Genomic DNA, 25,003 nt, shown 5'->3' with positions numbered 1-25,003 from the left:
TCAGGAAGCATGGTGGAGTGCCTTGAGCGCCTTGGCGGCGCCGTTGGCCTTGAGGTTCACGAACGCCGGGGTGATCCCGAGAGGCGCCGCGTAGTCCTTGAGTGTCACGGGGCCGTGGATCACCGTGCCGCGGCCCACGTCCCGCCACACTCCGGACGGCAGGAAGATGTCCCGGGTGACCTCCCGGACGAGGTACCAGTCACCGCCGATCCGGAACCGGAACGCCCCCTCCGCCGTGGCCAGGACGGTCCGGCCCGCCCGTACCGTGGTGAGGGTCAGCCGGTCTGTCGCGACGCGCAGTTCGTAGTCCGGTGTCGCGAGGGTGATCGTCCCGGTTCCGGCGGCTGCCGGGGCCGCGCCGAGCAGCGGGGCGGCCAGGGCCAGCGCCGCCGAGCAGCGGCGGAGGGTCCGTCTCACGCCGGGCATCAGGCCCCGCCGCCGCAGGTCAGCTTGGCGTCGGCCCAGTCGGCGTGGTCGAGGGCGTTGCCGTCCCCGGCGTCCGAGACGACGAGTTCGAGCCGACGCGCGCCTGCCACGTCGACGTCGATCTTCTTCGTCGCGGTGTCCCGGTCGACGGTGCCGCTCTCGTAGACGGGCGTTCCGTCGGCGAGGACGGTGTAGGTGACGGTGGCCGGGCCGTCGGTGCGGCCGTAGGTCTCCTGGTCGAGGCCGAGGGCCGCGTGGAAAGTGGTGCAGGTGCCGCCGAGCCACACCTGGAGGCTGCTGGCGGCGTGCGTACCGAGACCCTTCTCGTAGACGGTGTCGTGCAGGGTGAGCGGCCGGCCGTCGCCTTCGGCGTTCTCGCCGACGGACTGGTCGCGTTCGACCGGGCCCCAGCCGTTGCTGCTGGACTGGAACGGCAGATCGCTGACGTAGTGTTCGCCGGCCGTGAGCGGCGGTGGCTGCGCTGCCACCACCTCTTCCCCGGCCGCCGAGCCGGGTTTGCCGCGCCGAGTGAACGCGGCGGTGGCGCCGACGATCGCGACGGTGCCGGTCTTCTGGGCCGATGGCACGGAGATGGTCCATTTCACGCTCGCCGAGGCACCGGGTTCCAGGGTGCCGAGCCGGACCGGGCCGGCCGGGGTCGCGGTCCAGCCGTCCGGCAGGTCCGGGCTCAGGGTGAGGTCGCGGAGCGGCTTGCCCTCGTCCGGGACGGAGACCGCGGCCGTGACCTGGTAGCTGCCGTCCGGCTCGACGGTGTCGGGGGCGTCGACGGTCACCCGCGCCGGGGTGGCCGGGTCGGCGTAGGCGGCGGCGTCGTAGGCCGGAGCGGCCACATCGGCGACCCGCAGCGAGGAGGTGACATTGCCAAGGGTGGTGAGACCCACCTTTCCGAGGCCGCCGCTCTTGGCGTCCTCGCTCCACGAGGCGATGGCGATGGTGTTCTTGCCGTCGGCGCGCAGGATGCCGCCTGGAACGGGGAAGGTGCGCTGCGGGCCGGTGTCGTTGACGTACTGGCCCATCAGCCAGCCGTTGACATAGATGAGGGCGCGGTAGTTCCGGTCGGGGTCGTCGGTGATGGTGACGCCGACGGACACGTCCTGGCCCTTGGGCAGCCGGGGGGTGAAGGTGGTGCGGTACCAGGCGATGCCGGGGGTGTTGCCGATGGCCGGCAGTGTGGCGTCGGCCCAGGAGCGGTCCGGGTGGCCGGGCAGTGTCCAGCCCGCCCGCTCGCCGTACAGACCGCCGTTGTTCATATGCCCGCGCACGGTGTCGACGGGTTTTTCGCCGCCCCGGGCACCCTGGACGCGCCAGGTGATCTGCGCGTCGGAGCCGGCGAGATACGCCGTGGTCAGCCCGCGCGGCTGCTTGTGGTCGTCGCTGTTCCAGGTGAAGTCCTCGTTGTGGCCCATGGTGCCGACCAGGACGGAGACCACGTTGTCCTTGCCCTTGCGCAGCAGACCGTCCGCGATGGGGAAGGTCCGGCGGCCGGTCTTGCTCGTCCCGGCGAACTTTCCGTTGATCCACACCGAGTACGCGCCCACCGCCCCCGACGAGGTGTCGGGGTTGGTGGCGTTCGCGGCGAGGGACAGGGACTTCTCGGTGCCGGTGGCCTTGAAGCGGCCGCGGTACCACACGTAGCCGTAGTGGTAGCCGTACTCGTCCTGGTAGAGCACCGGCAGAGTCCCGGGCTCGGTGGGGTTGTCGGTGGTCAGCTTGTCGGCGTACGTCCAGGACGAGTCGTCGAAGTCCGGGTCGGCCTCAGGGGTTTCCGCGGATGTCTTCCAGCCGGTCAGCTCGGGGAGGGTGACGTCTTTCGGACCGGGCACCGTGCCGAGCAGGCTGCCGGAGGCAGTCGGCTTCACCTTCAGGGGTGCGCCGTTCCAGGTGACGCTCCGTACGCCGGGCGGTGCGAAGACCTCCAGCGGCCCGGCCTTCCGGGCGTCCCCGGTGAGGGCGAGCGTCCGGCCGGTGACGGATGCCGTACGGACCAGTTCGGTGCCGCGTTCCAGGACCGGACCGGCCTTGGTGTCCTGCCGCCAGAAATCGGCGGCCTGGCTGTCGGTGCCGATGAGGAGCAGCAGATCGGGGCGGCCACCGCCCTGGACGAGGACCCGGGTGAGACCGGAGTGGGTGTAGTCCAGCTTCAGGTCGCCGCGCTCGGCGTCCCAGGTCGCGTCGGCCTCGCCGTCGACCACGGTGACCTTGGGCTTGGCGGAGTAACGGAGCATGGTCTGCCCGGGGTCGCCTTCGCCGCCGTACAGCACGGCTTGCGTGCGGCCACCGGTCCGTGTGCTGGTCAGCAGCTCGCTGGTGGAGTAGACGAGCCGCTGCCCGCCGCCGAGGTCGTGGCCGGCGATGAGGATCTTGCCGGTCCTGCCGTTCAGCCGCGCGGTGACCGGATAGCTGCCGTCCGGGGTCGCCCAGTCGAAGGCGGTGGTGGCGTCGGCGCCGGCCATCGGGTCGCCGTGGCGGAGGTAGAGGAACTGGGTGCCGGTGTCCGGGTTGGCGCGGGCTTCGATGTGTACGGCGTCGTTGGACGAGTCGGGCGCGTCGGCCGGATCGGTCGCGGTGAGTGGTCCTGTGGTGGTGTAGAAGAGGCCCTGGCGCTTCATCTCGTCGTAGTCGGCGCCGGTCTGGCGCGGCTCGCTGATCGGTGCGCCGTAGTCGTACGAGGTGTAGACCTGGCGCGGGTCGGCGAGCCAGCCCCAGTTGGTGCCGCCGTAGGTCATGTAAAGGTTCTCGATCGTCGTGCCCTGCATGACCTCGTGCTTGTTGACGATCTTCTGGTACGCCGGGCCCATCTTCTCCCGGCACTTCTCGTAGCCCGTGTCTCCCCAGGTCTGGAACCAGCCGGTGCCCGCCTCGAAGATCGCCAGCGGTGCGTCGTCCTGCTGCCGCTTGAGGGTGGGCAGCCACCACTCGCCCTTGCAGAAGGAGTTGTACTGGTCCAGCTCGCCGACGAAGTCCAGGCCCTCACCGCCCGCGTACTGCGGCATCGGCTCGTTGCCGACGAGGGGCACGGTGATGCCGTCGGCCCGCACCTGCTTGCTCAACTCGACGATGTAGTCACGCCCTTCCGGGTCGTACAGCTCGTTCTCGACCTGGTAGAGCAGCACCGGTCCGGTGCCGTCGGTGACCTGGCGGCGGGCGAGGATCCGGTCGATTTCCCGGAGCCACTCGCGGGCGGCGGCGAGGTATCCGGGGTCGGTGGAGCGGGCCTGTCCCTTCTGGGTCATCAGCCAGCCGGGGAAGCCTCCGCCGTCCGTCTCGGCGTTGATGTACGGTCCGGGGCGGGCGATGACATAGAGCCCGGCCTCCTCGGCCATGTCGAGCAGCTTGTCGACGTCACGGACGCCGGTGAAGTCGTAACGGCCCTTCGCGGGGGAATGGTAGGCCCAGTCGAAGTAGATCGAGACGGCGTTCATACCGCTTGCCTTGATCTTCTGAAGGACGTCACGCCACAGGTCGGGGCTGGGGAGCCGCCAGTAGTGGAACTCTCCGGACCATACGAAGAGCCGTTCTCCGTCGACTTTGACGGAGTACTTGTCGTAACTGACCGTATGAGGCGTGGCCTTGGTGGCTTCGGCGGCTGTGCCCGTGGCGTGGGCGGGCACAGCCGTGGACAGGACCGCGAGCAGTACGGCGGCCAGCGCTCCGGCCAGCGCGGAGCGGAGCCGTCCAACTCGCGCGAGGCCGGAAGGGGACGGAAAACGGACGGAGTTCACGAGGTGCCTCCCGCGCAGGTCAGCTTGGCGTCCGCCCAGTCGGCGTGGTCGGTGGAGACATCGCCGTCGCCGTCGACCAGCAGGTCCAGCCAGCGGGCACCGGTCACGTCCACGTTGACGGGGGCGCCGCCGCCGGAGCCGTACAGCACCGGACCAGTGAAGAGTGAGCGGCCGTCGGCGATCACCTGGAAGGAGGCGCTGCCGTTGTCACCGACCTCGTCGTCCACCCCGGTGGTGGCGGTGAACCGGGTGCAGCCGCCGCCGAGGTAGACCCGGATCTGGCTGTTCGCGTGCACGCCGAGGCCCTTGGCGTATGTGGTGCCGCCGATCGCGAGCGGCCGCCCGTCGCCCGCCGCGGACTCGCCGTTGGAGGCGTCCTTCTCGACCGGGCCCCAGCCGTTGACCGCCTTGACCAGGGTCAGGTCGCTCACGTAGGCGTCGGCGGACAGCCCCGGCGGCGGCACCTGAACGGCCCGCCGGCCGGTGACGGTGCCTGGGTGGCCGGTCTGCGTCAGCTCCGCGGTCGCGGACAGGACGGCGTAGTGAACCGGGTCGCCGGGCGGGGTGACGGTATAGGCCGCGGTCACCGTGTCGCCGGGCAGGACCCGGTCGAAGCGGGTGGTGTCGTCGGTGGTCGCGGTCCAGCCGTCCGGCACGGTCAGCGCCAGCTTGACGTTCCGGGCGGTCGGCGCGCCCTTCGGCACGGTGAGCGTGACGGGGACCTCGGTGGCCGTGCCGGTGCTCAGGAACGGCTCGGCGCCGACGGTGACCCGGGCGCCCGACGCCGGCATGGCGTAGGTCCTGGCGTCGTACGAGGGCGCGTCCACCGTACGGACCTTGATCCCGCCCGCCGACGCGCCGAGGTCGACGAGGGTCGCGGAGCCGGGGCCAGAAGCCTTCTCGGTGGACCAGACGGCCAGGGCGACGGTGTTGCCGCCCTGCTCGTGCAGGATGCCCTTGGGGATGACGAAGCGCGTCTGGGGCCCGGTGTCGGCCAGGTAGCGGCCGATCAGCCAGCCGTTGACGAAGATCTGGGCGCGGTAGTCGGTGCTTCCGCCCTTGGGTTCGGCGAGATCCAACGCGATCGCGTTGTCCTGGCCCCGCGGCAGGTCGAGCCCGGCGGTGGTGCGGTACCACCGCACGCCGGGCCCGGTCTTCCCGGTCTGCCCGGACAGGGTGGTGCGGCTCCAGCCGTTGTCGGGGTAACCCGGCAGCGACCAGCCGGCCCGCTCCCCGTACAGCCCGCCGTTGTTGTACGGGCCCCGTGCGGCGTCGGCGGGGTTCTCGCCGCCCCGGGCGCCCTGGATCTTCCAGGTGAGGGTGGTGGCTCCGCCGATCACCTCGGCGCCGAGCAGGCCGCGCGGTTCCTTGGAGTAGTCGTGGCCCCATTCCTCGTTGTGGCCCGCGTTCTCGACGAGCGCAGAGAGGACGTTGTCGCCTTCCGCTACGAGCGTCCCCGCCGGGATGTCGAAGGTGTGCGCGCCGTCGCCGGAGCTGCCGAGATAGCTGCCGTTGAGCCATACCGAGTACTGGCCGGTCGGTCCGGTGTTGGCGTTCAGCGCGATCGCGGTCGCCTTCCCCGTGGTCGTGAACCGGCCGCGGTACCAGACGTCGCCGTGGTGGTAGCCGTACTCGTCCATCGCGAGGACGGGCAGCGATCCGTCCAGTTCGGCGTTGTTGGCGCTGAGCCTGGCGGCGGTGGTCCAGGCGGAGTCGTCGAAGCCCGGGGCGGACTCCGGCGCTTCCTCCTTGTACTTCCACGTCGTCAGCTCGGGCAGTTCGATGGGGCGAGGCGCCTGGGTGACGGCCGCCGCGCGGCCGTTCCACGTCACTTTGGTGGCGTCCGCGATGACCTCGATCTTCGAGGCATCGGTGGAGTCGCCGGTCAGCTTCAGCGTTCCGTCGGCCAGTTCGGCCGTACGGACGAGCGACGGGCCACGCACGAGGACCGGGCCCGCGGCGGTGTCCTGCCGCCACCAGCGGGCGGTCTCCGCGGTGTCGGCGATCAGCAGTTCCAGGCCGTTCACCAGCACTCGGGCCAGTCCGTCGTGGGTGTAGTCCAGCCGCAGATCACCGCGTTCGGCATCCCAGGCGGTGGTGACATCGCCGTCGAGCACGGTGACCTTCGGCCGCTTCGCGTACCGCAGGACGGTCTCACCGGCCTCGCCCTTGCGTCCGTACAGCAGCGCCACGTCACGGTCGCCGACGCGTGCGTGCGTCATGATCTCCGAGGTGGAGTAGACGAGCCGCTGATCGCCCAGGTCGTAGCCCGCGACAAGGAGTTTGGCGTCCCGGCCGTCGACCGTGATCGTGCCCTGCTGCGGCACGCGCGGATAGTCGCCGTCCGCGCCGGTCAGGGACAGAGTGGTCTCATCCTTGTCCTTCACCCGGGTGTCGGCGTGCCGGACGGTGAAGAACTGGGTGCCGTCGTCGGGGTTGACCCGCCGGTCGACGCGCAGTGCCTCATCGGAAGGAGTGGGCGCCTCGGCCTTGTCGGTCCGCGCCAGCGAGCGGACCGAGTTGACCAAGTACCCGAGGCGCTTGAACTCCTGGTACTTGTCGGTCAGCTGACGGGACTCGTTGATCGGAGCCCCGTAGTCGTACGACGTGTACACCGCGTTCGGATCGGCGAGCCAGCCCCAGTTGGTGCCGCCGTACGTCATATAGAAGGACTGGCCACTCACCCCGGCGGCGATGTTCATCTTGCTGAACACCCGGGTGAAGTCGGCGCCGGTGAGCTGCGCGCAGTCCTGGTACCCGGTGCCGCCCCAGGGGTCGAAGGCGCCGCCCTGCGCCTCCGGGATGATCAGCGGGGACTCGGGCTTCCACTCGCCCGCGTACGAATAGTCCGGCAGGTTCTTCCAGGTGTCGGGTTTCGAGCAGTCGAAGCCCTGCGGGTAGGCGTCGAAGCCGTAGATGTCGGGGGCGCCCTTGCCGCTCACCCAGTTCTTGTTGGCACCTCCGTCGTTGACAAAGGTGGGCACGTCGATGCCGTCGCTCTTCGCCCAGTCGATGAGGGTCTGCATGTAGTCGGCGTCGTGGCGGCCGCCCTGGTACTCGTTCTCGACCTGGTAGAGGATCACTGTGCCGGTGCCCCGGGTGAGCTGGCGGCGGGCGATGATGTGGTTGATCCGGCTCATCCACTCGCGCGCGTCGTCGAGGTAGTCGGTCTCGGAGGTGCGGTTCACGCCCTTTCGCGTCTTCCGCCAGGCCGGGAAGCCGCCACCGGAGACCTCGGCGTTGATGTACGGGCCGGGGCGGGCGATCACATACAGACCCGCGCGCTCGGCCTCGTCCAGCAGCCGTTCCACATCACGGATGCCGGTGAAGTCGTACGAACCCGGCTTGGCCGAGTGGTAACCCCAGTCGAAGTACAGCGAGACCGCGTTGAATCCGCCCGCCTTGATCTTCTGGAGTACGTCACGCCATGCGTCGGGGCTGGGCAGCCGGAAGTAGTGGAACTCGGCGCCCCAGATGTACAGGGGCTCGCCGTCGACCTTCACGGAGTACTGGTCGTAAGTGACCGTGTGCTCCTGCGTCCGCGGCTTCGCCTGAGCCGGTGTCGCGGCGGCCGGACCGGTCAGGGGAATGACGGTCAGAAGCGCGGCGAGCAACAGGGAGCGCCATCGCCCTTTCATGACGTCAGCCCCTTCACCACGGCCGCCCGCGCGGTCTCGATGTCGGTGACGTCCTTCGTACGGCCGTCGAGGTTCCGGGTCGCCGTGGCGAGGGCCTCGGTCAGGGCGTCGCTGTCGGCGGCGCCGGCCTCCTTCTTCCTCAGCTCGGCGATCAGCTCGTAGTCCTCGATGCCCTCCTTCAACTGCTCCCAGCGGATGCTGGACATCGGCCCGTCCTTGCCGGGGTAGACCAGGTATTCGTCGCCCTGGGTGAAGATGTGCACCGGCTGATCGAAGGGGTCACGGGTCCAGCTGTTGTACGACCAGCGCAGAAACCCATCGAGATTCCGCTGGGCGGAGATCCACGGCAGCATGCGTGCCTCGACGGCGGGAGAGTACGACAGGGTGTTCGGATGAGCCGGTGAGCCGTACACGTAGAAGGTGGTGATCTTTCCGGCCGCGCGCCGTTCCGCCACTTTCTCCTTCGTCATCGCGTCGATGCCGCCCCAGTCGACGGACAGGTTCGACGCGACGCCCTCCGTGCTGATCGACCCGGCGACGGAGATACGGTCGTCGAAGGCCGGCGCGATCTCGTGGACGAAGTCCTTGACGACCGTCATGGTGCTGATCGGGCGCTCGTCGAAGGACAGCCAGGTGTCCTCCAGCCAGCCCTTCGCCTTCAGATGCTTCTCGAAGGCGGGCAGAAAAGCCCCCCACGCCTCCCGCCAGCGGTCCCCGCCCAGATCGACGTTCTCGTAGACGGTCCTGCCGGTACGGGTGTCGGTGTAGGTGAGGTGCTCCTTGTCCTGGAACGCCAGCATGGAGAAGGCGCCGATGTCGGGCCCGAGCCCGGCGCGTCTGGCGGTCCGGACGTACTTGTCCCAGCGGGCGAAGTCGAAGGAGAACTTTTTCCCGTCCCAGGTCCAGCCGACCATGCTGGAGTACGGCGTGGCCGTCTGCGACTCCCGGGTGCCCAGCGACCACTGATGGTGCCAGGGGTTGTCGACGATGGTGGTGTTGATGACCTTCTGACCGCGGGAAGCCAGGTCGCGGCTGTAGGCCCCGATCAGCTTCCAGTGCTTGTCGGACCAGAGCTTCACGCCGTGTGCCTGTGCGATGGTCTCCGGCTGCGCCCATACGTCGAGGAAGAAGCCGTAGTCATCGGGGTCGGGCGCGCTCGCGTCCGCGACCTCGATGGTCAGCGGGTAACGCGCCTGGGTGCGGCCGTCGGCGTCGACCTTCACCGTGCCCCGGTAGGTGCCGGGCCTGGCCTTCTCGGGGATGTGGAAGGTGAACCACAGCGGCTGCGCCGCGTACGCGGGCACGTCCACGGAGGACCGCTCCTCGAGGGGGTCGCCGACCACATCGGGGTTGCGGTCGCCGGAGACCTCCTTGCCGGAGCTGACCTGGTCGATGGTGGCGGACCAGTCGACCTCGCTCTTGGAACGCTGTACGGGTACGTACTTCACGAACCGGACCTGGGTGTCGTCTCCGGACAGCTTCGCCCCGCCGGGTCCGGTGAGATCGCCGACCACGGCCTTGACGTTGTCGAGATCCTGGCCGGACGCGATCGCCAGCTGCGCCGAGACCTGCTCGTTGCGTACGGCGGAGAGGTTCAGCTCCTTGGTGTCCTTGCCCTGGATGGCGGTCATCGGGTAGCGCGGGACCCGCTCCTCCGCGGAGGTGGCGAAGGATCCGGTGGGCACCCAGGTGATGGTGTCCTTGGTGCCCATGGCGTCGGCGACCTTGACGGTCAGCCAGGTGGTGGTGGCCTTGGAATCGAGGTCGGTATCGGTGTTCGCGCCGGTGACGGCGATCGCGGTGGTGCTCGCGGCCACCACGACACCCGCGACGAAGCCGGCGACGAGCGAGGACGTACGTGCCATGGGTCTGTGCTCCCTCTCTCACGGACGTGTGGAGGCGTGGTCCCCGGCAGGCCCCGGGGTGGTGGGGCGGGGCCTGCCGGGAAGGGGCGGTGCACGTGGTCCCTGTGGTGTCAGGAGGTGACGGAGAATCCGCTGAAGACGGCCTCGATGTTCTCGCCGGGGTAACTGACGTTGGCCGCGCTGGCGACCATCCCGGCGTCACCGGTGCCGGCGGCCGACGGCACCTCGGCGGTGCCGACCCGCGACCAGGTCTCGCCGTCCTTACTGGCATACGCGGTGTAGGAGGTGCCGTCCCGGGTCAGCTTCAGATACGCCGGGTGGTAGGTGGAGCCACCGCCCGCCCAGGTGTCGAGCGCGCCGTTGCCATCGCTGTCGGTCATGAACTCCAGCCCGTACTGCTCGGTCATGACCAGCACCGCGTAACCGCCCTTGCCGGGCGCGGTCAGATCGTTGGCGAGGGCGATCCCCGCCTTGCCGAAGGGTGAGGCGCTGTCCTGGGAGACCAGCTCGGTCCGCACCGTGGCCTTCTCTCCGGCCGCGTCGTCGAGGTAGATGACGCCCTTCTCGTCCTTCCAGCCGGACAGGTCCTGACCGCCGGCCCAGATGGCGAACTGGTCACCGCCCTGGGCGTATCGGGCGTCATCGGTGGTGGCGGTCGTCAGATACGGGGCCGCCACACTGCCCGGGGCCGCCTTGACCTCCGCCCGCACGGTGTCGGAGACCTTCTGGGCACGGTCGTACGTCACCCTCCCGGTGAGGTCGTGACCGCCCCATTTCGCGTCGGCGGCCGGGGTCACCGTCCAGGTGGTGGTGAGCGTTCCGCCGGCCTTGAGGGACTTCGCGGTGGTGGGGCCGGTCGCCGTGGCGGTCCAGCCATCGGGGAGGTCCAGCGCCGCTTGGACGTTTCTGATGGCCCGGGTGGACCAGTTGGTCGCCTCGGTGGTCACCTCGAAGGGGGTGCCGGAGCCGGTGGACGGGGCGTCCGGACTGATCAGGACGGAGGCGGCCGGGACGTCGTGGCGCTTCAGCGCCTTGATGGCCTTGGCGGCGCCCTTGGCCTTGAGGTCGACGAACGCCGGGGTGACGCCGAGCGGCGCCGCGTACCCCTTGAGGGCCTTGGGGCCGCGGATCACCGTGCCCTGGTTGACGTCGTACCAGGTGCCGGGCGGCAGATGGACGTCCCGGGTGGCGCGGGAGGTGAGGTTGGGCGCGGCCAATACGGCCGGGCCGAGCATCCATTCGTCGGTGACGGTGTAGCTCCCCTTGTCCTTAGGGAAGTCGAAGAACAGGGGCCGCATGATCGGGTCGCCGGTCTTGAGGGTGGACTGGACCTGGTCCCAGATGTACGGGGCGAGCTTCTTGTGCGTCTCGATCGCCTGCCGGTAGAGATCGACCGTCTCCTGGTCGTAGTCCACCTTCTGTCCGGTGGTGGTGTCATTGGTGTCCACTGGTGACGTCGAGGAGTACATCAGCGGCATCAGCGAGGCGGACTGCGCCCATCGCACCAGTACGTCCTTGGACGGTGCGGGCTGGCCGCCGGAGCCGCCGATCATGTCGGACTCGACGAACGGATAGCCGATGGTGGAGATCGCCAGGTTCTGGGTGACGGAGGCGCGCAGGGAGTCCCAGCCGGTGCCCTTGTCGACCTGGCGGGTGACGAAGCCGGCCTTGTGGGCCGTCTCGTTCCAGTGCACCCGGATGCCGGCGCCCTGGAGGTCGAACTCGTCGGCGAGCTGTGTGCCGAGCTTCTGGTAGTCGGTGGCCTGGTGGCCCTCGCGCGGCGCGCACTTCTCGTCGAAGAAGCGGGTGTCGAACTTCAGCCCGTCGACGTCGTAGGTGTCCATGAGCTTCTTGAGGTTGCCCTCGTACCAGGCCCTGGCGTCGGGGTTCGCCAGGTCGATGATTCCTGCCTGGCCGTTCCACCAGGTCACTTCGCAGGGCTTGCTGGTGTCCTTGGCGTCCATGAGGAGATAGCCGTTGTCGACGGCGTGCTGGTAGTTGTCCGAGTCCAGGTTGATCCACAGGGTGACCCAGAGGCCGAAGTCGAACCCCATGTTGTGGATCTTGTCGGACATGCCCTTGGGATCGGGGAAGGTCTTGGGGTCCCAGGTCAGATTGCCGTAGTTCGACTCCCACTTGTCGTCGAGCTGGATGGTGTGTCCGTCCAGGCCGTTGTCGTGGAGGTCGGTGGCATAGTCGAGCAGTTTCTCCTGGTCGACCTTTGTGTAGAACTGTGCCCAGGAATTCCACAGCGGCTTGGCGTACTGCTCGTATGTGGCATCGCTCTTGCCCGGCTTGCCGACGATGCCGATGTAGTCGCGGTAGACCTCCAGCGGGGTCGACTCGACGAACACGGTGGCCTTGTAGGTGTCGGGCGACTCGACGGTGAAGCGGCCGAGGCCGTCCTTGTCCTTGTTGAGCGCCACGTCCATGACATCCCCGGTGTCGACCCGGAGACCGGTCGCGGTGGAGGTGTACCAGAACGGGTCGATCATGTTGTACGAGGCCGGGCCGAAGGCTCCGTGTTCGACCTCGCCTGTGTCGAGCGGCCAGGGCTGATTGACACCGGGGCCGCCCTGCGGGGTCTCCGCCTCGCCGTGGCCGTACCAGTGGCCCGCCGATGACAGGTCGTAGGCGAGGCCGAGTTGGTCGGGGCTGCCGCCCTCGACGTCCCAGTCCAGCTGGTAGCGGTCGGATGTGGGGGTCAGCCGCGCTTTGACGGTGGCGCCGTCGAGCGTGGTGTCGGCGGTGAGGGCGAGGACGCCGTCCTTCCATGCCCAGTCGGTGACTTCGGTCGCTCGCTGCCACTGGCCGCCGGAGCGGAATCGCAGGCCCCCCGTCTCGCCGCCCGCTGTGCTGAGCACGGCCTCTCCGGCGCGCTCGGTGGTGATGGCGAGTTCGCCGGTGGCGATGTCGATGGTGTAGCCGGGGGTCTTCTCGGTGACCGGCACGGACACGGTGAGGGCATCCGCGCTGCGGGTCACCTTCGGCTGGGCGGAGGTGTCTGCCCGGGCCGGTGTGGTGAGGGGTTCGGTCACGGACGGTATGAGCGCCAGGGCCAGCGCGGCGGCCAGAAGCATGCCGAATCCGCCGGTTTCGCGCGATCTACGGGGGTGGGTGCGCACTCACGTCCTCCTGCGGGGCGGGCATGGTGTCGTTGAGTAGCACTGCAAGATCATGCTTATTTGTGTTCATATTCTTGCGATAAAAGTCAGCTGTCAACACTCGTCGCCGTGATTTCTTGACCCCAACCATCGGGCCCGACGTCCCTGGTGACGGTGGATTTCCCTGGTTCGCGCCCTGGCTCCCGAGGCCGCGAGCCAGGGGAAGACGGCGGTAAATTCTGTGTGAACCACGCCCGATTCGTGCGGTTCCGCCTCCTGTGTGCGGGTCAGGCGCGAAGGGTGAGCCGGGTTCGGGTCAGGATCACCGAGTACGCAAGATGGATGTGGATGCTTGATTCTGGCGATTTCGCTCAGAATCAAGCATCCCAGCGCACGGATGTAGTTCTGCAACAAGGACATCTTCGCCAAGGCCGGTGTCTCCCGAGACGCTTGACTTCCTGCGGAAGCTGACCAAGGCCGGGCTGACGCAGCCCAACCCGGCGGCCGCCAACCGCGCTCATGCGCAAGGGCTTCATCGGCACGGTCGACAAGAACCTCTACTACAGCGTTCTGTTCGTCTTCGTGGAGCGCTGTCTGATCAGCGGTCTGACAGCGGGTGGCGTCAAGCGAATCATCACGTGAGCTGACGCTCAGGCCCGGACGATCTCCACGCCCGCAGCGGCGAACGGGTCGGTCAGCGCGGGGCCCGCCGCCTTGTCGGTCACCAGCACATGGACGTCCTCCACCGGGCAGATCCGGGCGAAGGCCCGCCGGCCCAGCTTGGAGGAGTCCGCGACGACGACCACCTGTTCGGCGCGCAGTGCCAGCGCCCGGTTGATGTCGGCCTCGCCCTCGTCCTGGGCCGTCGCACCGTATCTGACGTCGATCGCGTCGACGCCGATGAAGACGTGGTCGAGGGTGATCCGCGTGAGCACCTCGGTGGCGAGCGGCCCGGTGAGCTCGTACGAGGCAGGGCGGGCCACGCCGCCGGTGACGACGAGTTTCACATGGCGGCGTACAACCAGTTCGTTGGCGATGTTCAGCGCGTTGGTGACCACCGTCAGCGAGGGCCCGGCGCCCTCTGTGCCCAGCTCCGGCCGGGCGGCCAGCGCACGGGCGACCGCGGTGGTCGTGGTGCCGCCGTTCAGACCCACCACGGCGCCCGCCTTCACCAGGCCCGCCGCGGCGTCGGCGATCCGCTCCTTCTCCGGAGCGTTGCGCGCGGCTTTGTAACGGAGCGGCAGATCGTACGCGATTGCGTTGATCACGGCGCCGCCATGGGTACGGGTGACCATCTGCTGACGCGCCAGCTCGTCCAGATCACGCCGGATCGTGGCGGCGGAGACCTGCATTGCGTCAGCGGCGGCCTCGACCTCGATCCGTCCGTCGCGCGTCAGTATCTCCAGCAACGCGCTCCATCTGGCCTGCGGTGCCCCCATGTGTCATCCCCTGTTCCGTGGTGTGCGGGCCCAAGACTTTATCTCGCCGGAACAAGCGTTTTCGTCCACGATCATTTCAGCCGTGAGGGAAGGCCACCGCCACTCCATGCCCCTGATCCCCACCGCCGAACTCGTCTGCGCGGCCCGCGCTGATGGCCGTGGCGGAGGCTGCCCGGGTCCCGCAGGATGCTCTGGTACGGCAGGCCGCTGAGGCGTTCGCGGCCAAGCTGATCCGATTACGCACCGGGCGGGGGCTGTCCCAATCCGCTCTGGCCCGGCGTATGGGGTACGACAAGTCCTATGTCACCCATGTCGAGCGGTGCACTCAGGCCCCCACCCGGTCGTTCGCCCAACAGGCCGACCGTGTCCTGGGCTCCGGTCAGGCCCTGAGCCGCCTCTGGCAGGCCTACCACACCGTCCGGGCCAACGACCGGCGGCGCCCGCCTCAGACCCGGCCGTCGGCCCTGGCCACGCCCGGTGCTCCGGACGGCAGCGGCGGTCAGGACGACGAGGCCGCCCGCGAGGCCAAAGCGGGAGTGAACGCGGTGACCACCGCAATGGCGGCGGAGTTGGGCGGGAAGAGCGTGCTGGTCAACGCGGTGGCGCCGGGCAACATCGATACGGAGATGACGCGTGCGGCCGGCACTGCGGTGGTGGACTGGGCAGTCCAGACCACTCCGGTCGGCCGCCTGGGAAGTGCCGATGAAGTGGCGGAAGCCATCGTTCATCTGGTGCTCAGCGACTTTGTGTGCGGCCATACGTTCGTCGTGGACGGTGGGCAACTCTTGCGCATCTGATCCATCGGGCCGGTACAGCGCGCTCTCCAAGTCGACGATCGCGTCATTGCCGCACCTGGATGAGTGCGTGGGTGCCGCTGGTGCGCCACCGCTGGTCGTGCGCGGCAGTGAGCGATGCTTCTGTTCGCTCGTCGAGTCCGACGATCACGTCGGACTTCAGCGTGCGCAGGGCCGCCACGGGGCTGGGGAAGTACGCGGTGCGCTCCGCGAATGACGTGGTCGCGGGCCAGAGCTGATCGCCCACGAGGCGGCGGTAGTTCAGGTCGCCTTTCATGATGGTCGCGGTGGCGTCTGCGAACTCCTGGCGCAGGTCTTCGGGCATATCCGCATACGGCAGCGGTGCGCAGAAGAAGTCATGGCTTCGAAGCGTGAGCCGACCGCGGCTGATGGACTCCCACAGCCGCTTGCCGACCACGCCGGCGACACCGTCGGCCTGCTTCAGGTGGCGCAGACAGTCGACCACGTCGGCGGTTGTGGCGTCGGAGACGTAGTACGGGTACGGCTTGATGTGGAGGGTGATGTGTTCGGCGTGCTGGTGCCGCAGTAGGTGGTCGATCAGGAGCAGGTCGGGGACGAGTTCGCGGCCCGCGTTGTCCGCGACGAGGCAGACCGTGTTCGGACCTCCGGCGGGCAGCAGCGACCACAGTGCCGCTGAGTCGTCCGCGATGAGTGGGCTTTGGGAGCCGGTGGTTGTGTGGCTGCCGGGGGTCATGCTGAAGCCGAGGTCCGCGCGGTTGCCCCACAGAGATCCGTGCAGCAGCGCCTGTGCCTGCTCACCGACGGGCCGCAGCGCGAGGCGGTCCAGCGCCGTCAGTTCGGCCTCCGCCTCTTCGGTGTGCAACTCCGCCTGCTTGAACGGCCGGAAAGGATCGATGTCCTGCCAAGGGCCCGTCGCGAAGTATCCGACCGCTTCGAGGAGTTTTCGGTAGAAGTAGCTCTCCGCCCACAGAAACGGCACGTCGAACCAGGAGCGGCCGAAGTAGCCCCGCCCCCATTCCGCCCACTGGTCGTGGTCTGACGCGGCAGGGTCGAGGGGGCCGATCACGCCCTTGGTGCACTCGGTGAGCAGGGCATCGAGCGCCCGGTGCTGCTGGGGGCCGTACGGGAAGGTATCGCGCACCCTGGCGATGAGCGCCGGGTGACGCTCGGCCAGCACGCTCCGGGCGAAGCTCCCGGGCTCGTTGCTCAGGATGACGGGCGCGTCCACGTTCTCGGACATGGCTTGGTGCTCCTCCGTAATAGTGCTGCTCACTCACTGTCCACTGTCAGTGTCGCGACGCCGCGCGCGTGAAGGTGCGGAGATCCTGAGACGAGCCTCGGCGGTGTCACAGATCGGGTGGTCCCTCGGTCTAACCACGGGAACCCACGGGTCCGGTGCCGTGGTGAGAGAGGTTGATCATGAGGGTTACTTATCGCCGCAGGTCGGTGCATTGGCACGCTCCGGCTTCAGTGGGGCGACTCGGCAAGAGGCTGTGGCCATGAGAGCCGTCGAACAAATGACCGGCGGGGTGACCGGCGGTAAGGAGACGCGGTCCCTGCCATGGAGCCGACCGCCCGAAGACGCGACCTCGGCGGGATTGCGCGCCCTTCCCCGTCCCGTGGCCGTGGTGGTGGGCGCTGGTGGTGTGCTCGGAGCGGCACATGTCGGTGTGGGGTACGCGCTGGAGCAGCGCGGATTCAACCCGGACATGATCATCGGAACCTCGGTGGGCGCCCTCAACGGGGCAATCGCGGCCGCCCACCCCGACAAGGCCGCGCCGTGGCTGGACCACGTATGGACCCAGTTGCGTCGCCGTGAGGTGTATCCGCTCGGCTACCTGTCCTCCCGGGCCAGCGTTTTCACCGATCGCGGCCTGCGTCGACTGATCGCTCGGGCTGGGCTGCCGTCGCGGATCGAGCAGCTAGCGGTCCCGTTCACCGCGGTGGCCATGGACCTGGGCACCGGTGCTTCGGTGCTGCTCGACCACGGAGACCTCGAGTCCGCGCTGCTGGCCAGCGCGGCCATTCCCGGGATTCTGCCCCCGGTGGATCGTGAGGGCCGGACGCTCGTCGACGGTGGGGTGATCGCCTATGTCCCGGTACTGGCGGCCCAGCAGGCTGGGGCGGCCAGCGTGGTAGTGGTGTCGACCGGGCCGGAGAGCTCGCCGTTGCGCCACACCCTTCCGCGCCGACGTGCCCGTGCGATCGCCTCCAGGGCCGGGCTGCTGCTGTTGCACCACCAGATCGAGCGTGACCTGCACGAGGTGTCGAAGCACATCCCGACCGTCGTCCTGCCGACCGGCATCGAGGCCTGGCCCGCCCCGTGGGACTTCGGCCATTCCCAGCGGCTGATCAGCACCGCGTCCCTGGCGGCGGGGCGCTTTCTCGACGGGCTGCGCATCAGTGGGCCGGGCCTGTATCGGGCCGACGATCCTCCGGCGACATCGGCCGGTGCGGGCGAGGTATCGACTTCCGCCGTCTTGGGGGCCGGCCTGTGAGTACCATCGCGTTCCTCAACATCGCCATGCACGGGCGCGTCAACCCGACGCTGCCGGTCGTGGCCGAGCTTGTCCGGCGCGGCCATACCGTCACGTACTACACCTCGCCCGCGTTCCGTGAGGAGATCGAGGCCACCGGCGCGACGGTGTGCCTCTACCCCGGGGGCGAGCAGCCGCTCCCCGAACGGCCGACGCCGCTCACGCTCATAGAGGGGCTTGCGCACACCGCCGTCCGCTTGCTGCCCGCTGTGCTCACCGACCTGCGCCGCGTCCGGCCCGACCTGATCGTCCACGACAATGCTTGTTTGTGGGGCGCGGTCGCTGCCCGCGAACTCAAGGTGCCGGCGGCGGCGTCGCACACTACGTTCGCGTTCAACCGGCATGTGCCCAGCCCCACCCGCGGCTCGTGGGACCTGCTGGCCGCGGCGGCGGCTCGGCCCCGCAGTATCCAGGGCTACCTGCGGTCGCGCTGGGAGCTGCGCCGCCGCTTCGACACGCGTGGGTTGCCACCGGTCGACGTGGGAAGCATCCGCCAGCCGCTCAATCTGGTCTACACCTCGCGGGCGTTCCAGCCTGCCGTCGAGGACTTCGACGACTCCTACCGGTTCGTCGGCCCAAGCATCGGCGCCCGCCTCGTCGACCCGTCGTTCCCGGCCGATCAGCTGCGGGACCCGGTGCTGTACGCCTCGCTGGGCACGGTGTTCAACGCCGACCCGCAGCTGCTGCGCACCTTCGCCACCTCGCTCGCCCCGCTGGGCGGCACCGTGATCGTCTCCACCGGGCAGACCGATCCCGCCGCGCTGGGTCCGTTGCCGGCCAACGTGCTCGCCCGCCGCTCCGTGCCGCAACTGGAGGTACTGGCCCGCGCGGCGATCTTCGTCACCCACGGCGGGATGAACAGCGCCAACGAGGCCCTGTACGCCGGGGTTCCTTTGCTGGTGGTCCCGCAGGGCGCCGACCAGCCGATCGTGGCCCGACGCGTCGCCGAGCTCGGCGCCGGCCTGTCGATCCGTACGGAGGACGTCACCGAGGACTCCGTACGTGCCCTCGCCCGGCGCCTGCTCGACGACCCCCGGTTCCGGGCAGCCGCGACCACCGTGCAGGCCGCCCAGCACGAGGCGGGGGGATATCGGCGAGCCGCCGACGAGCTCGAAAAGTACCTGCATGCGGTCGGCTTGGTCAGTCAGCCGGCTCCCGGCGATCCGGCACAGCGAGGCTGAGTGATGTCACCTGTCGTCATCGTCCTACTGCTGTTCGCCGGGCTGTCGGAGGCAGCCGGGCGCATCCTGCCTCTGGTAGCGCGCCGGCCTGGCATGTCGCGGACTTTTGTGGCCGGGTTGCTGCTGCCCGGTGGCCTCGTCGAGAGCGCTGTGTTCGCGCTGTGGCCGCTGACCGCGTGGACCCTGGCCAAGCTGGTGCTGTCCCCTCCGCTGCAAGGCGGCGGGTTGGCGTGGACACCCGGCCTGGTCGCCCCGCTGGTGCTCGCTGCCGTCCTTGCGTTCCCGCTGCTCGGGCCCCTGCTCCACCTGCTGCTCTTCGTGGGGGTCGGAGCCGGTCTGGCCGATCCGCTCGCCGCGGCGACCGGGCTGGGCTGGTGGGCCGCCGCCGGTTGCGTGGCCGTCTCCGGGGTCGGGCTCGGTATCGCGGTGGAGGCCGTCCGCCGACTGGTCGTGAAGCTCAGTGCGACCGAGGCGCTGGAGCCGATCGCATGAACGATTTCCTGGTCTGGGTCTGCGTGCTTGGGCCGGTTCTGCTCGCCGAAGCTCTGCTGGCCCGCTACGAGGTGCTGGCCTACAGCGCCGGCTGGCGGGCCCCTACCACCGAGCTCCCGGAGGGTGTGCCCTACGCCCGGGGTGCGGCCCCCGATGGTCCCCCGGATGCCTACCTCGTCTACCTGGACGGCATCGGGAAACGCCGCGTCCGCGACACCCGGGACGGCGGCCAGCTGGTCAAGGCCCTGATCGCCGGAGCGCCGGAGCTGCGGGTGCTGGGGCAGGTGCAGCCCTACTCGCCGCTGGCCGACCCGCTTGCCGATCGGCCGGTGTGGGTGTGGCTGCGCCGCCACATCGGGCTGCTGCTGTTCCTGCACAATGTCATGCAGATCTTCGTCGCCGCCGACCACCGGTACCGCCCCCTGTACAACCGGGCCGTCGGTTCCCAGATCGTCACTCAGCTCCGGCTCGCCGGCTACCGGCCCGACAGCGGTATCCCCGTGGTGCTGCTCAGCTACAGCGGCGGCGCCCAGGTCGCCACCGGCGCGGTCGAGGAATTGCACACCCAGCTACGCTCCCCGCTCCTGTTGATCACGCTTGGCGGGTTCCACAACGGCGCCAACGACCTCACCCATGCCGAGCACCTACATCAGCTCACCAGCGCGGGCGACTGGATTGAGCGGGTCGGCACCTGGATCTTCCCTCAGCGCTGGCGGCTGTTCCGCCGCAGCGGATGGAACCGGGCCGACCGCGCCGGGAAGATCACCGTGCACCGGCTGGACCCGGCCACCCACCTCGGGTCGCACAGCTACATCAGCCCGGAGGCGTGGCTGCCCGATGGCCGCAGCTACCTCGACCACACCGCCGACACCGTGATCGCGCTCATCCGTGCCCGCTGTAGCGCGACCGCGGCGTAGGGGTTTCCTCCGGACCCAGGGGCTCCCTGCCTTGGGCCGCTCGCTGCGGGCGGGCGGCCCAGGACAGAAAGCGGCAGGTCAGGTGTTGGTTTCCGACCGGAGGGCGGCATCGCGGTCGACGTCGAGTCCGGCGACCAGGCCGCGTAGGACGGGGCCGTACTCCGGGTGGGCGAGGGCGGACGCCATCTGGGCGACCAGGTAGTCGGCCGGGTTGCCGGTGTCGTACCAGCGGCCCTTGATGACCTGCCCGTACACCGCGCGGGTGGAGGCGTAGGCGTTGATGGCGTCGGTCAGGTAGACCTCGCCGGTCTTGTGCTCGTACCAGCGGCGGGTCTGCTCACGCAGTTCGTCGATGATGCCAGGGGTGACGACATAGCCGCCGATCGCCGCGTACGAGGACGGGGCGGCAGCGGGCGTGGGCTTTTCGACCAGGCCGGTGATGCGCAGTTGGCCATCTCCGAGGTCTTCCTTGACGATGGGCACGCCATAGCGCTGGGACTCGTTGGGGTCCATCGGCATGAGGGCCAGCACCGGGCAGCCGGTCTGCTCATACGCGCGGATCAACTGCTGGGCGCGGGGGACCTCGGCCACGAAGACGTCGTCGGGCCACAGCACCAGCACCGGCTCGTCGCCGAAGGCACGGGCAGCGTTCAGCACCGGGGTGCCGTTGCCGTACGGGCCGTACTGGTCGAGGTAGGTGATGTGGCCCCGGCGGGCCAGCTCCGCGACCTCCTCCACCGCGTCCGCGTAGGCCGTCTTGCCGTCTTCGCGGAGTTGTTCGACGAGGGCGGGGTTGGGGCGGAAGTGGTCCTGGATAAGGCTCTTGCCGCCGGAGACGACGATGGTGATGTCGGTGATGCCGGAGTCCACCAGTTCGCGCACGGTGTGCTCGATGACCGGCTTGTCGCCGACCGGGAGCATCTCCTTCGGTGTCGCCTTCGTCAGGGGCAGCAGACGGGAGCCGAGTCCGGCGGCGGGGATCACGGCCCTGCGAATCGTCAGGGACATCACTATCTCTCGGTCGAGCGGCACACCGTACCGGCCGGCACGGCACACGCCGACGCTACCAATGCCACCGCTGCCGCTGCCGACCACGGCGATGGATGCGCACGCAGTCGCTGACGGCGGCCTGAGCGGGCCTCGCTCCTGTCACGACCCGATCTCGCAGGTGCTGAGCACGACCAGTGGGCCGGCCGTGTCCGGCGGGCGGGCGGTCGGCGGCGGCGTCGTCGTCGTCCAGGATGCGGGCCACGGTCAGCAGGCCCCCGTCGAGGTCGGCGTCCGGGCTGGCGGCCGGCCGCAGCGCGGACCGGGTGGGGTGCGGGCCGGCCACGGCGTGGCAGGAGATGTGCGGGACGGACGCCGGGGCGTCGCCGCCGGGCAGGACGGCGAGCAGATCATCGGGGGTGCCGGTGGCGTCCACGGGCTTGTCGGAGATGAGGAACGCGCCGTAGCGCAGGGCGCCGGGGTAGCAGGCGGCGCGCAGGGCCGAGGGGGCTGATCACGCCGCTCCGGGCGAAGCTACCGGGCTCGTTGCTCACGAGTGCCCGTCCCGGCGCCCATTTCAATGGCCCGCGCTGACGCCGCCGTCGACGTGGAGGATTTCGCCGGTGACGAACGGGGCGTTCTCCAGGTAGATCACCGCGTCCACGATGTCGCTCACCTCGCCCAGTCGGCCGACCGGTTGCAGGGCGGCGAGGTCCTTGATGGTCTCCTCGGGGTGCATGGGGGTCCTGATGGTGCCGGGTGAGACGGCGTTGGTGCGGATGCCGCGGGTGGCGTATTCGATGGCGAGGGACTTGGTGGCGGACTGGAGGCCGCCCTTGGTCAGCGAGGCCAGTACGGAGGGGACGCGGGAGTCGGCGTTGTCGACCAGGCTGGTGGTGATGTTGACGATGTGACCGCCGCCCTGGGTGAGCATCTGCTCGATGGCCAGTTGAGTGATGCGGAAGAAGCCGGCGAGGTTGACGCCCGTCGTGGCGGCGTAGTCGTCCTGGGTGTAGTCGGTGAAGGGCTTGGCGACGAAGATGCCCGCGTTGTTGACCAGGGTGTCGACGCGGCCGAAGCGCTCGCTGGCGGCGGCGATGACGCGTTCGGCGGTGGCGGGGTCGGCGATGTCGCCGGGGACGGTCAGGACGGCCGCGTCGGGGGAGGGGGCGATGGTACGCGAGGTCGCGACGACGGCGTAGCCGAGCTTGCGGTAGGCGTCGGCGAGGGCGGCGCCTATACCGTGCGAGGCGCCGGTGATGGCGGCGACCTTCTGGTCATGAGTGCCCATAGTGACATTCTTCGGGCTAGGGGTGGGGCTCGCGACCCGAGGCCGTGGTTACATGACCGATCGGTCCACTAGGGCGGGCCGGGCGGACTTGTGCCCATCCGTTCTGCCGAATCGCCACGCCGTCGGGCCGGCCGGCCGTGTCCGCGGTCCAGCCGACCGGCAAGCTGAGCGCTTCGGCGGACGGTGAGCCGGGCGGCCTGCCTACAGCGCGGAATGCGCCAGCCAGTGGTCGAACAGCTGCCCATCCCCATCGATCGCCACGTGCTGCGGCGGCAGGCGTCGCATCAGCACCAACAGCAGGTCTTCCACCGCACCCGTCACGGTCACGTCCGCCCGCCCCGGACCCCGCCGCCATGACACCCCCGTCTGCGTCCGCGTGATCACCCACCCCTCGATCGCCCCTTCGGACGGTCGCAGCCCAATCGAGCCCGCACCCCGCAACGCGGCCACCGCGGGCTTCAATGCCTCGGCCACCGGCGAAGACAGCAACTCCAGGCACTGAGTCACCGCGTCGGCCGCGAGGTCCGGTTCGAGGGCGTACGGAACACCGGCCAGCAGCGCTGCATCGACGGCGTGCACCGATGTGTCGTGCGCCGCCTGCCGCAGCCAGAACGACGCAGGTCCCGGCCCGGTGAGCGTCCAGACCGGTGTGCCGGGACCGATCGCCCGTACCGCCTCGACAAGCTCCGAGGCCCCCGCGAGCAGCCATGCCCGCCAGTTCTGCGGGGGCACCGCTTCACGGGGATCAGGGATGCCGTCGGGCGAACCGCCGCGTACGATTCCCGCCGCCCAGCGCGGTGCCTGCCCGAGGTGTCCGACGAGGACCCGGAGCGGCCACTCCGGACATGTCGGCACCGGGGCGTCCCAGTCGGCGCCGTCCACGGCATCCGCGAACGCCGCGATCTGTGCGAGCAGGCCCGAGGCCAATTGGTCGATATGAGGCTGTGTCATGCGGCGTAGGGTAGGAACTCCACCCGGGTGGAGGTTCAAGTGCGCGCGGATACGCTGTCCATCGGCGAGCTCTCACAGTTGACCGGCGTGCCCGTCCGTACGATCCGCTTCTACTGCGACGAGGGCTTCGTCGAGTCGGTCCGCAGCACTGGCGGACACCGTCGCTTCCTCCCGGACACGGTCGAGCGGTTGATGCTGCTGCGCCGGCTACGTGCACTCGGACTCGGGTTGACGGCGATCGACAGCGTGCTCGGTGGCCGGCGTTCCATCGCGGAAGTCGCCGCGCAGGAACGCGCGAAGGTCGACGTCGAGCTGGCCACACTGGCCTGGCGCCGCGCCTCGCTCCGGGCGGTCGAACAAGCAGCACCGGTCGAGCGGGCCGCGAGGTTGGAGCTGCTGGCCGCGGTCACGGACGGCCGGGCGGCGCAGCACATGCTCGAGGCGTTCTGGAGCCGGATCGCCCTGCCCTCAATGTCCGAAGACGGCGCGAGCATGTTCATCTCGGTCAGCGTCCCCGAGCCACCGAACGACCCCACTCCCGAGCAGGTGGTCGCCTACGCCACGCTGGTCGCGATCGTCGACGACCACCGGCTCCGGCAGCAGATCTGGGCCCGTACACGTACCGGCGAAGAGTTCGTCGCCTACCAGAACGCCCTGCTGGACGGGGGAATCGCCGAAGCGTGCGAGCTCGCGCGCCCATGCGTACGGGCGGGGGAGCAGCCGGGGCCCGGACCGTTGCTCGACCGGTTCGTCGAGGCGCATGCCACGACACGAGGCAGGCTGGACAGCCTGACCTTCCGGCGCGCCCTGCTGCGCACCGCGGCGGTCGATCGGAGCCCGAGCCTGCGCCGCTACTGGGAACTCGTCGGCGACATCACCGGCGAGGACGTCACGGTCGGCGAGGCGCATTCGTGGTTGCTGGACTCGCTCGACCGCGCGGTGGCGTAGCCGTCCGAGGGCATGGGGGTTGTCCAGCCGTCCGGCCCGTCGTCCGTGCCGTCGTCGCGGGAGGGGATGTCGGCCAGGGGCAGATGCCCGGCGACCCCGAGCGCCGCCAGGCTGGCCGATCTGCGCGACGTCCTCGGCACCCTGCGCCACCCCCAAACCATCGCCGCCGACGCCGCGCCCGCCCCCGTGCTGCGCGATGTGCACGAGCGCATCCTCACCGCGCTCGAGGTCACCAACCGCCTCCAGGCGGCCCTTCTGGCCCGCGACGCCGGTCTCGGCTGAGCGGTGGGACGCTGATGATGGTGGTGTAGCCGCGCTCATGGGCGGGTTCGCCGATCGGCTCGCCGTCCACGGCCACCCAGGCGTGTGCGCCGAAGGGTTCGGTACGCACCCCCGTACACCAGGTCGGCCATGTCCCGTGGGCCCGGCACAGCAGCGTGGTGGCCAGTGAGCGGTGCAGACAGCTTCGGGCGGCGGCGCAGCGCGCGCTGGCCGTGACCACGGCGTGGCGGGCGGCGGCCGTCTGTTCGGGGGTGGCCGGAGCCGCGCCGCGGCGCAGCAGGTGGAGTACGGCGCGGATATGGCGCGGCCGGGCACGCGCCAGCGGGGCGGCGACCGCGGCGCACAGCACGGCGAGCACGCGGTGCGCCGGGGTGATCCTGCCCGGCGGCGGCAGCGTGGCGCCGGGATCGGGGTCGGGGCTGGGAG

20 protein-coding genes are annotated in these 25,003 nt (G+C 69.6%); 8 read left to right on the top strand and 12 right to left on the bottom strand.

Annotated features, from left to right (window positions below):
- The 5 genes from CCN51_RS12055 to CCN51_RS12035 form a co-directional block, all read right to left on the bottom strand.
- Entirely contained in the window at positions 1-417 is a 417-nt protein-coding gene (locus CCN51_RS12055) for a hypothetical protein (protein ID WP_143675776.1), read from the bottom strand.
- Positions 418-425: 8 nt separating this feature from the next.
- Entirely contained in the window at positions 426-4,169 is a 3,744-nt protein-coding gene (locus tag CCN51_RS12050) for a beta-galactosidase (RefSeq protein ID WP_014175291.1), read from the bottom strand.
- Complete coding sequence (locus tag CCN51_RS12045) at positions 4,166-7,807, bottom strand: beta-galactosidase (protein ID WP_043486491.1); 3,642 nt, start codon at positions 7,805-7,807, stop codon at positions 4,166-4,168. Before CCN51_RS12045 ends, CCN51_RS12050 begins: the two co-directional genes overlap by 4 nt.
- On the bottom strand, positions 7,804-9,672 hold the full coding sequence (locus tag CCN51_RS12040) for a DUF4091 domain-containing protein (RefSeq protein WP_014175289.1): 1,869 nt from the start codon (positions 9,670-9,672) through the stop codon (positions 7,804-7,806). Before CCN51_RS12040 ends, CCN51_RS12045 begins: the two co-directional genes overlap by 4 nt.
- A gap of 110 nt (positions 9,673-9,782) precedes the next feature.
- Positions 9,783-12,797, bottom strand: a complete 3,015-nt coding sequence (locus CCN51_RS12035; protein WP_014175288.1) for a TIM-barrel domain-containing protein — start codon at positions 12,795-12,797, stop codon at positions 9,783-9,785.
- A gap of 498 nt (positions 12,798-13,295) precedes the next feature.
- Here CCN51_RS12035 and CCN51_RS59190 point away from each other — a divergent pair, with 498 nt between their 5' ends.
- Positions 13,296-13,418 (top strand): hypothetical protein, encoded by a 123-nt coding sequence (locus CCN51_RS59190; RefSeq protein WP_014175287.1) that lies wholly within the window; start codon positions 13,296-13,298, stop codon positions 13,416-13,418.
- 8 nt (positions 13,419-13,426) lie between these two features.
- Here the strand turns inward: CCN51_RS59190 and CCN51_RS12030 are convergent, their stop codons facing one another.
- Positions 13,427-14,215 carry a DeoR/GlpR family DNA-binding transcription regulator gene (locus CCN51_RS12030; RefSeq protein WP_043486489.1) on the bottom strand — a complete coding sequence of 263 codons (789 nt, stop codon included), beginning with the start codon at positions 14,213-14,215 and terminating at the stop codon, positions 13,427-13,429.
- Positions 14,216-14,373: 158 nt separating this feature from the next.
- Between CCN51_RS12030 and CCN51_RS12025 the strand changes: the two genes are divergently transcribed.
- Complete coding sequence (locus tag CCN51_RS12025; RefSeq protein WP_158104664.1) at positions 14,374-15,012, top strand: helix-turn-helix domain-containing protein; 639 nt, start codon at positions 14,374-14,376, stop codon at positions 15,010-15,012.
- A 43-nt stretch (positions 15,013-15,055) separates the two neighbouring features.
- On the opposite strand, the gene CCN51_RS12020 is transcribed toward CCN51_RS12025, so the two are convergent.
- The gene (locus CCN51_RS12020) at positions 15,056-16,231 is read right to left on the bottom strand and encodes a damage-control phosphatase ARMT1 family protein (protein WP_014175284.1); all 1,176 of its coding nucleotides are present in this window, start codon (positions 16,229-16,231) and stop codon (positions 15,056-15,058) included.
- 259 nt (positions 16,232-16,490) lie between these two features.
- Here CCN51_RS12020 and CCN51_RS12015 point away from each other — a divergent pair, with 259 nt between their 5' ends.
- Genes CCN51_RS12015 through CCN51_RS12000 form a run of 4 tightly spaced genes read left to right on the top strand, consistent with a single transcriptional unit; the run spans position 16,491 to position 20,118 of the window.
- Positions 16,491-17,489 (top strand): patatin-like phospholipase family protein, encoded by a 999-nt coding sequence (locus CCN51_RS12015; protein WP_238545339.1) that lies wholly within the window; start codon positions 16,491-16,493, stop codon positions 17,487-17,489.
- A complete protein-coding gene (locus CCN51_RS12010; RefSeq protein WP_014175282.1) occupies positions 17,486-18,709 on the top strand; it encodes a macrolide family glycosyltransferase in 1,224 nt (407 codons plus the stop codon). Before CCN51_RS12015 ends, CCN51_RS12010 begins: the two co-directional genes overlap by 4 nt.
- A gap of 3 nt (positions 18,710-18,712) precedes the next feature.
- Positions 18,713-19,201, top strand: a complete 489-nt coding sequence (locus CCN51_RS12005; protein WP_014175281.1) for a hypothetical protein — start codon at positions 18,713-18,715, stop codon at positions 19,199-19,201.
- Positions 19,198-20,118 carry a hypothetical protein gene (locus tag CCN51_RS12000; RefSeq protein ID WP_014175280.1) on the top strand — a complete coding sequence of 307 codons (921 nt, stop codon included), beginning with the start codon at positions 19,198-19,200 and terminating at the stop codon, positions 20,116-20,118. Before CCN51_RS12005 ends, CCN51_RS12000 begins: the two co-directional genes overlap by 4 nt.
- A gap of 78 nt (positions 20,119-20,196) precedes the next feature.
- Here CCN51_RS12000 and CCN51_RS11995 read toward each other — a convergent pair whose 3' ends face one another.
- The 4 genes from CCN51_RS11995 to CCN51_RS11980 all read right to left on the bottom strand — a co-directional run bounded on the left by CCN51_RS11995 (position 20,197) and on the right by CCN51_RS11980 (position 23,347).
- Positions 20,197-21,126, bottom strand: a complete 930-nt coding sequence (locus tag CCN51_RS11995) for a UTP--glucose-1-phosphate uridylyltransferase (RefSeq protein ID WP_014175279.1) — start codon at positions 21,124-21,126, stop codon at positions 20,197-20,199.
- 55 nt (positions 21,127-21,181) lie between these two features.
- Entirely contained in the window at positions 21,182-21,541 is a 360-nt protein-coding gene (locus CCN51_RS54900) for a hypothetical protein (protein ID WP_014175278.1), read from the bottom strand.
- 141 nt (positions 21,542-21,682) lie between these two features.
- Entirely contained in the window at positions 21,683-22,396 is a 714-nt protein-coding gene (locus CCN51_RS11985; protein ID WP_086859524.1) for an SDR family NAD(P)-dependent oxidoreductase, read from the bottom strand.
- Positions 22,397-22,597: 201 nt separating this feature from the next.
- Positions 22,598-23,347, bottom strand: a complete 750-nt coding sequence (locus CCN51_RS11980; RefSeq protein ID WP_043486486.1) for a maleylpyruvate isomerase family mycothiol-dependent enzyme — start codon at positions 23,345-23,347, stop codon at positions 22,598-22,600.
- Between the two features lie 39 nt (positions 23,348-23,386).
- Here CCN51_RS11980 and CCN51_RS11975 point away from each other — a divergent pair, with 39 nt between their 5' ends.
- Entirely contained in the window at positions 23,387-24,295 is a 909-nt protein-coding gene (locus tag CCN51_RS11975; RefSeq protein WP_014175275.1) for a MerR family transcriptional regulator, read from the top strand.
- A 12-nt stretch (positions 24,296-24,307) separates the two neighbouring features.
- On the top strand, positions 24,308-24,577 hold the full coding sequence (locus tag CCN51_RS59925; RefSeq protein WP_170061302.1) for a hypothetical protein: 270 nt from the start codon (positions 24,308-24,310) through the stop codon (positions 24,575-24,577).
- Here the strand turns inward: CCN51_RS59925 and CCN51_RS11965 are convergent.
- Positions 24,525-24,926: a lasso peptide biosynthesis B2 protein gene (locus CCN51_RS11965; RefSeq protein WP_425444757.1), complete on the bottom strand. Its 402-nt coding sequence runs from the start codon at positions 24,924-24,926 to the stop codon at positions 24,525-24,527. The genes CCN51_RS59925 and CCN51_RS11965 overlap by 53 nt on opposite strands.
- Positions 24,927-25,003 lie beyond the last annotated feature (77 nt).

It is taken from the genome of Streptomyces milbemycinicus, from assembly GCF_002154605.1.
GTDB classification, from domain to species: Bacteria; Actinomycetota; Actinomycetes; order Streptomycetales; family Streptomycetaceae; genus Streptomyces; species Streptomyces milbemycinicus.
This window is presented reverse-complemented; position numbering and strand designations above follow the sequence as displayed.

Coding starts and splice junctions, on each gene's coding strand:
- CCN51_RS12020 (WP_014175284.1), bottom strand. CDS start 16,231: ATGTCCGAGAACGTGGACGCGCCCGTCATCCTGAGCAACGAGCCCGGG.
- CCN51_RS11980 (WP_043486486.1), bottom strand. CDS start 23,347: ATGACACAGCCTCATATCGACCAATTGGCCTCGGGCCTGCTCGCACAG.
- CCN51_RS12030 (WP_043486489.1), bottom strand. CDS start 14,215: ATGGGGGCACCGCAGGCCAGATGGAGCGCGTTGCTGGAGATACTGACG.
- CCN51_RS11995 (WP_014175279.1), bottom strand. CDS start 21,126: ATGTCCCTGACGATTCGCAGGGCCGTGATCCCCGCCGCCGGACTCGGC.
- CCN51_RS12000 (WP_014175280.1), top strand. CDS start 19,198: ATGAACGATTTCCTGGTCTGGGTCTGCGTGCTTGGGCCGGTTCTGCTC.
- CCN51_RS12015 (WP_238545339.1), top strand. CDS start 16,491: ATGAGAGCCGTCGAACAAATGACCGGCGGGGTGACCGGCGGTAAGGAG.
- CCN51_RS11985 (WP_086859524.1), bottom strand. CDS start 22,396: ATGGGCACTCATGACCAGAAGGTCGCCGCCATCACCGGCGCCTCGCAC.
- CCN51_RS12045 (WP_043486491.1), bottom strand. CDS start 7,807: ATGAAAGGGCGATGGCGCTCCCTGTTGCTCGCCGCGCTTCTGACCGTC.
- CCN51_RS59925 (WP_170061302.1), top strand. CDS start 24,308: ATGGGGGTTGTCCAGCCGTCCGGCCCGTCGTCCGTGCCGTCGTCGCGG.
- CCN51_RS59190 (WP_014175287.1), top strand. CDS start 13,296: ATGCGCAAGGGCTTCATCGGCACGGTCGACAAGAACCTCTACTACAGC.
- CCN51_RS12005 (WP_014175281.1), top strand. CDS start 18,713: ATGTCACCTGTCGTCATCGTCCTACTGCTGTTCGCCGGGCTGTCGGAG.
- CCN51_RS12040 (WP_014175289.1), bottom strand. CDS start 9,672: ATGGCACGTACGTCCTCGCTCGTCGCCGGCTTCGTCGCGGGTGTCGTG.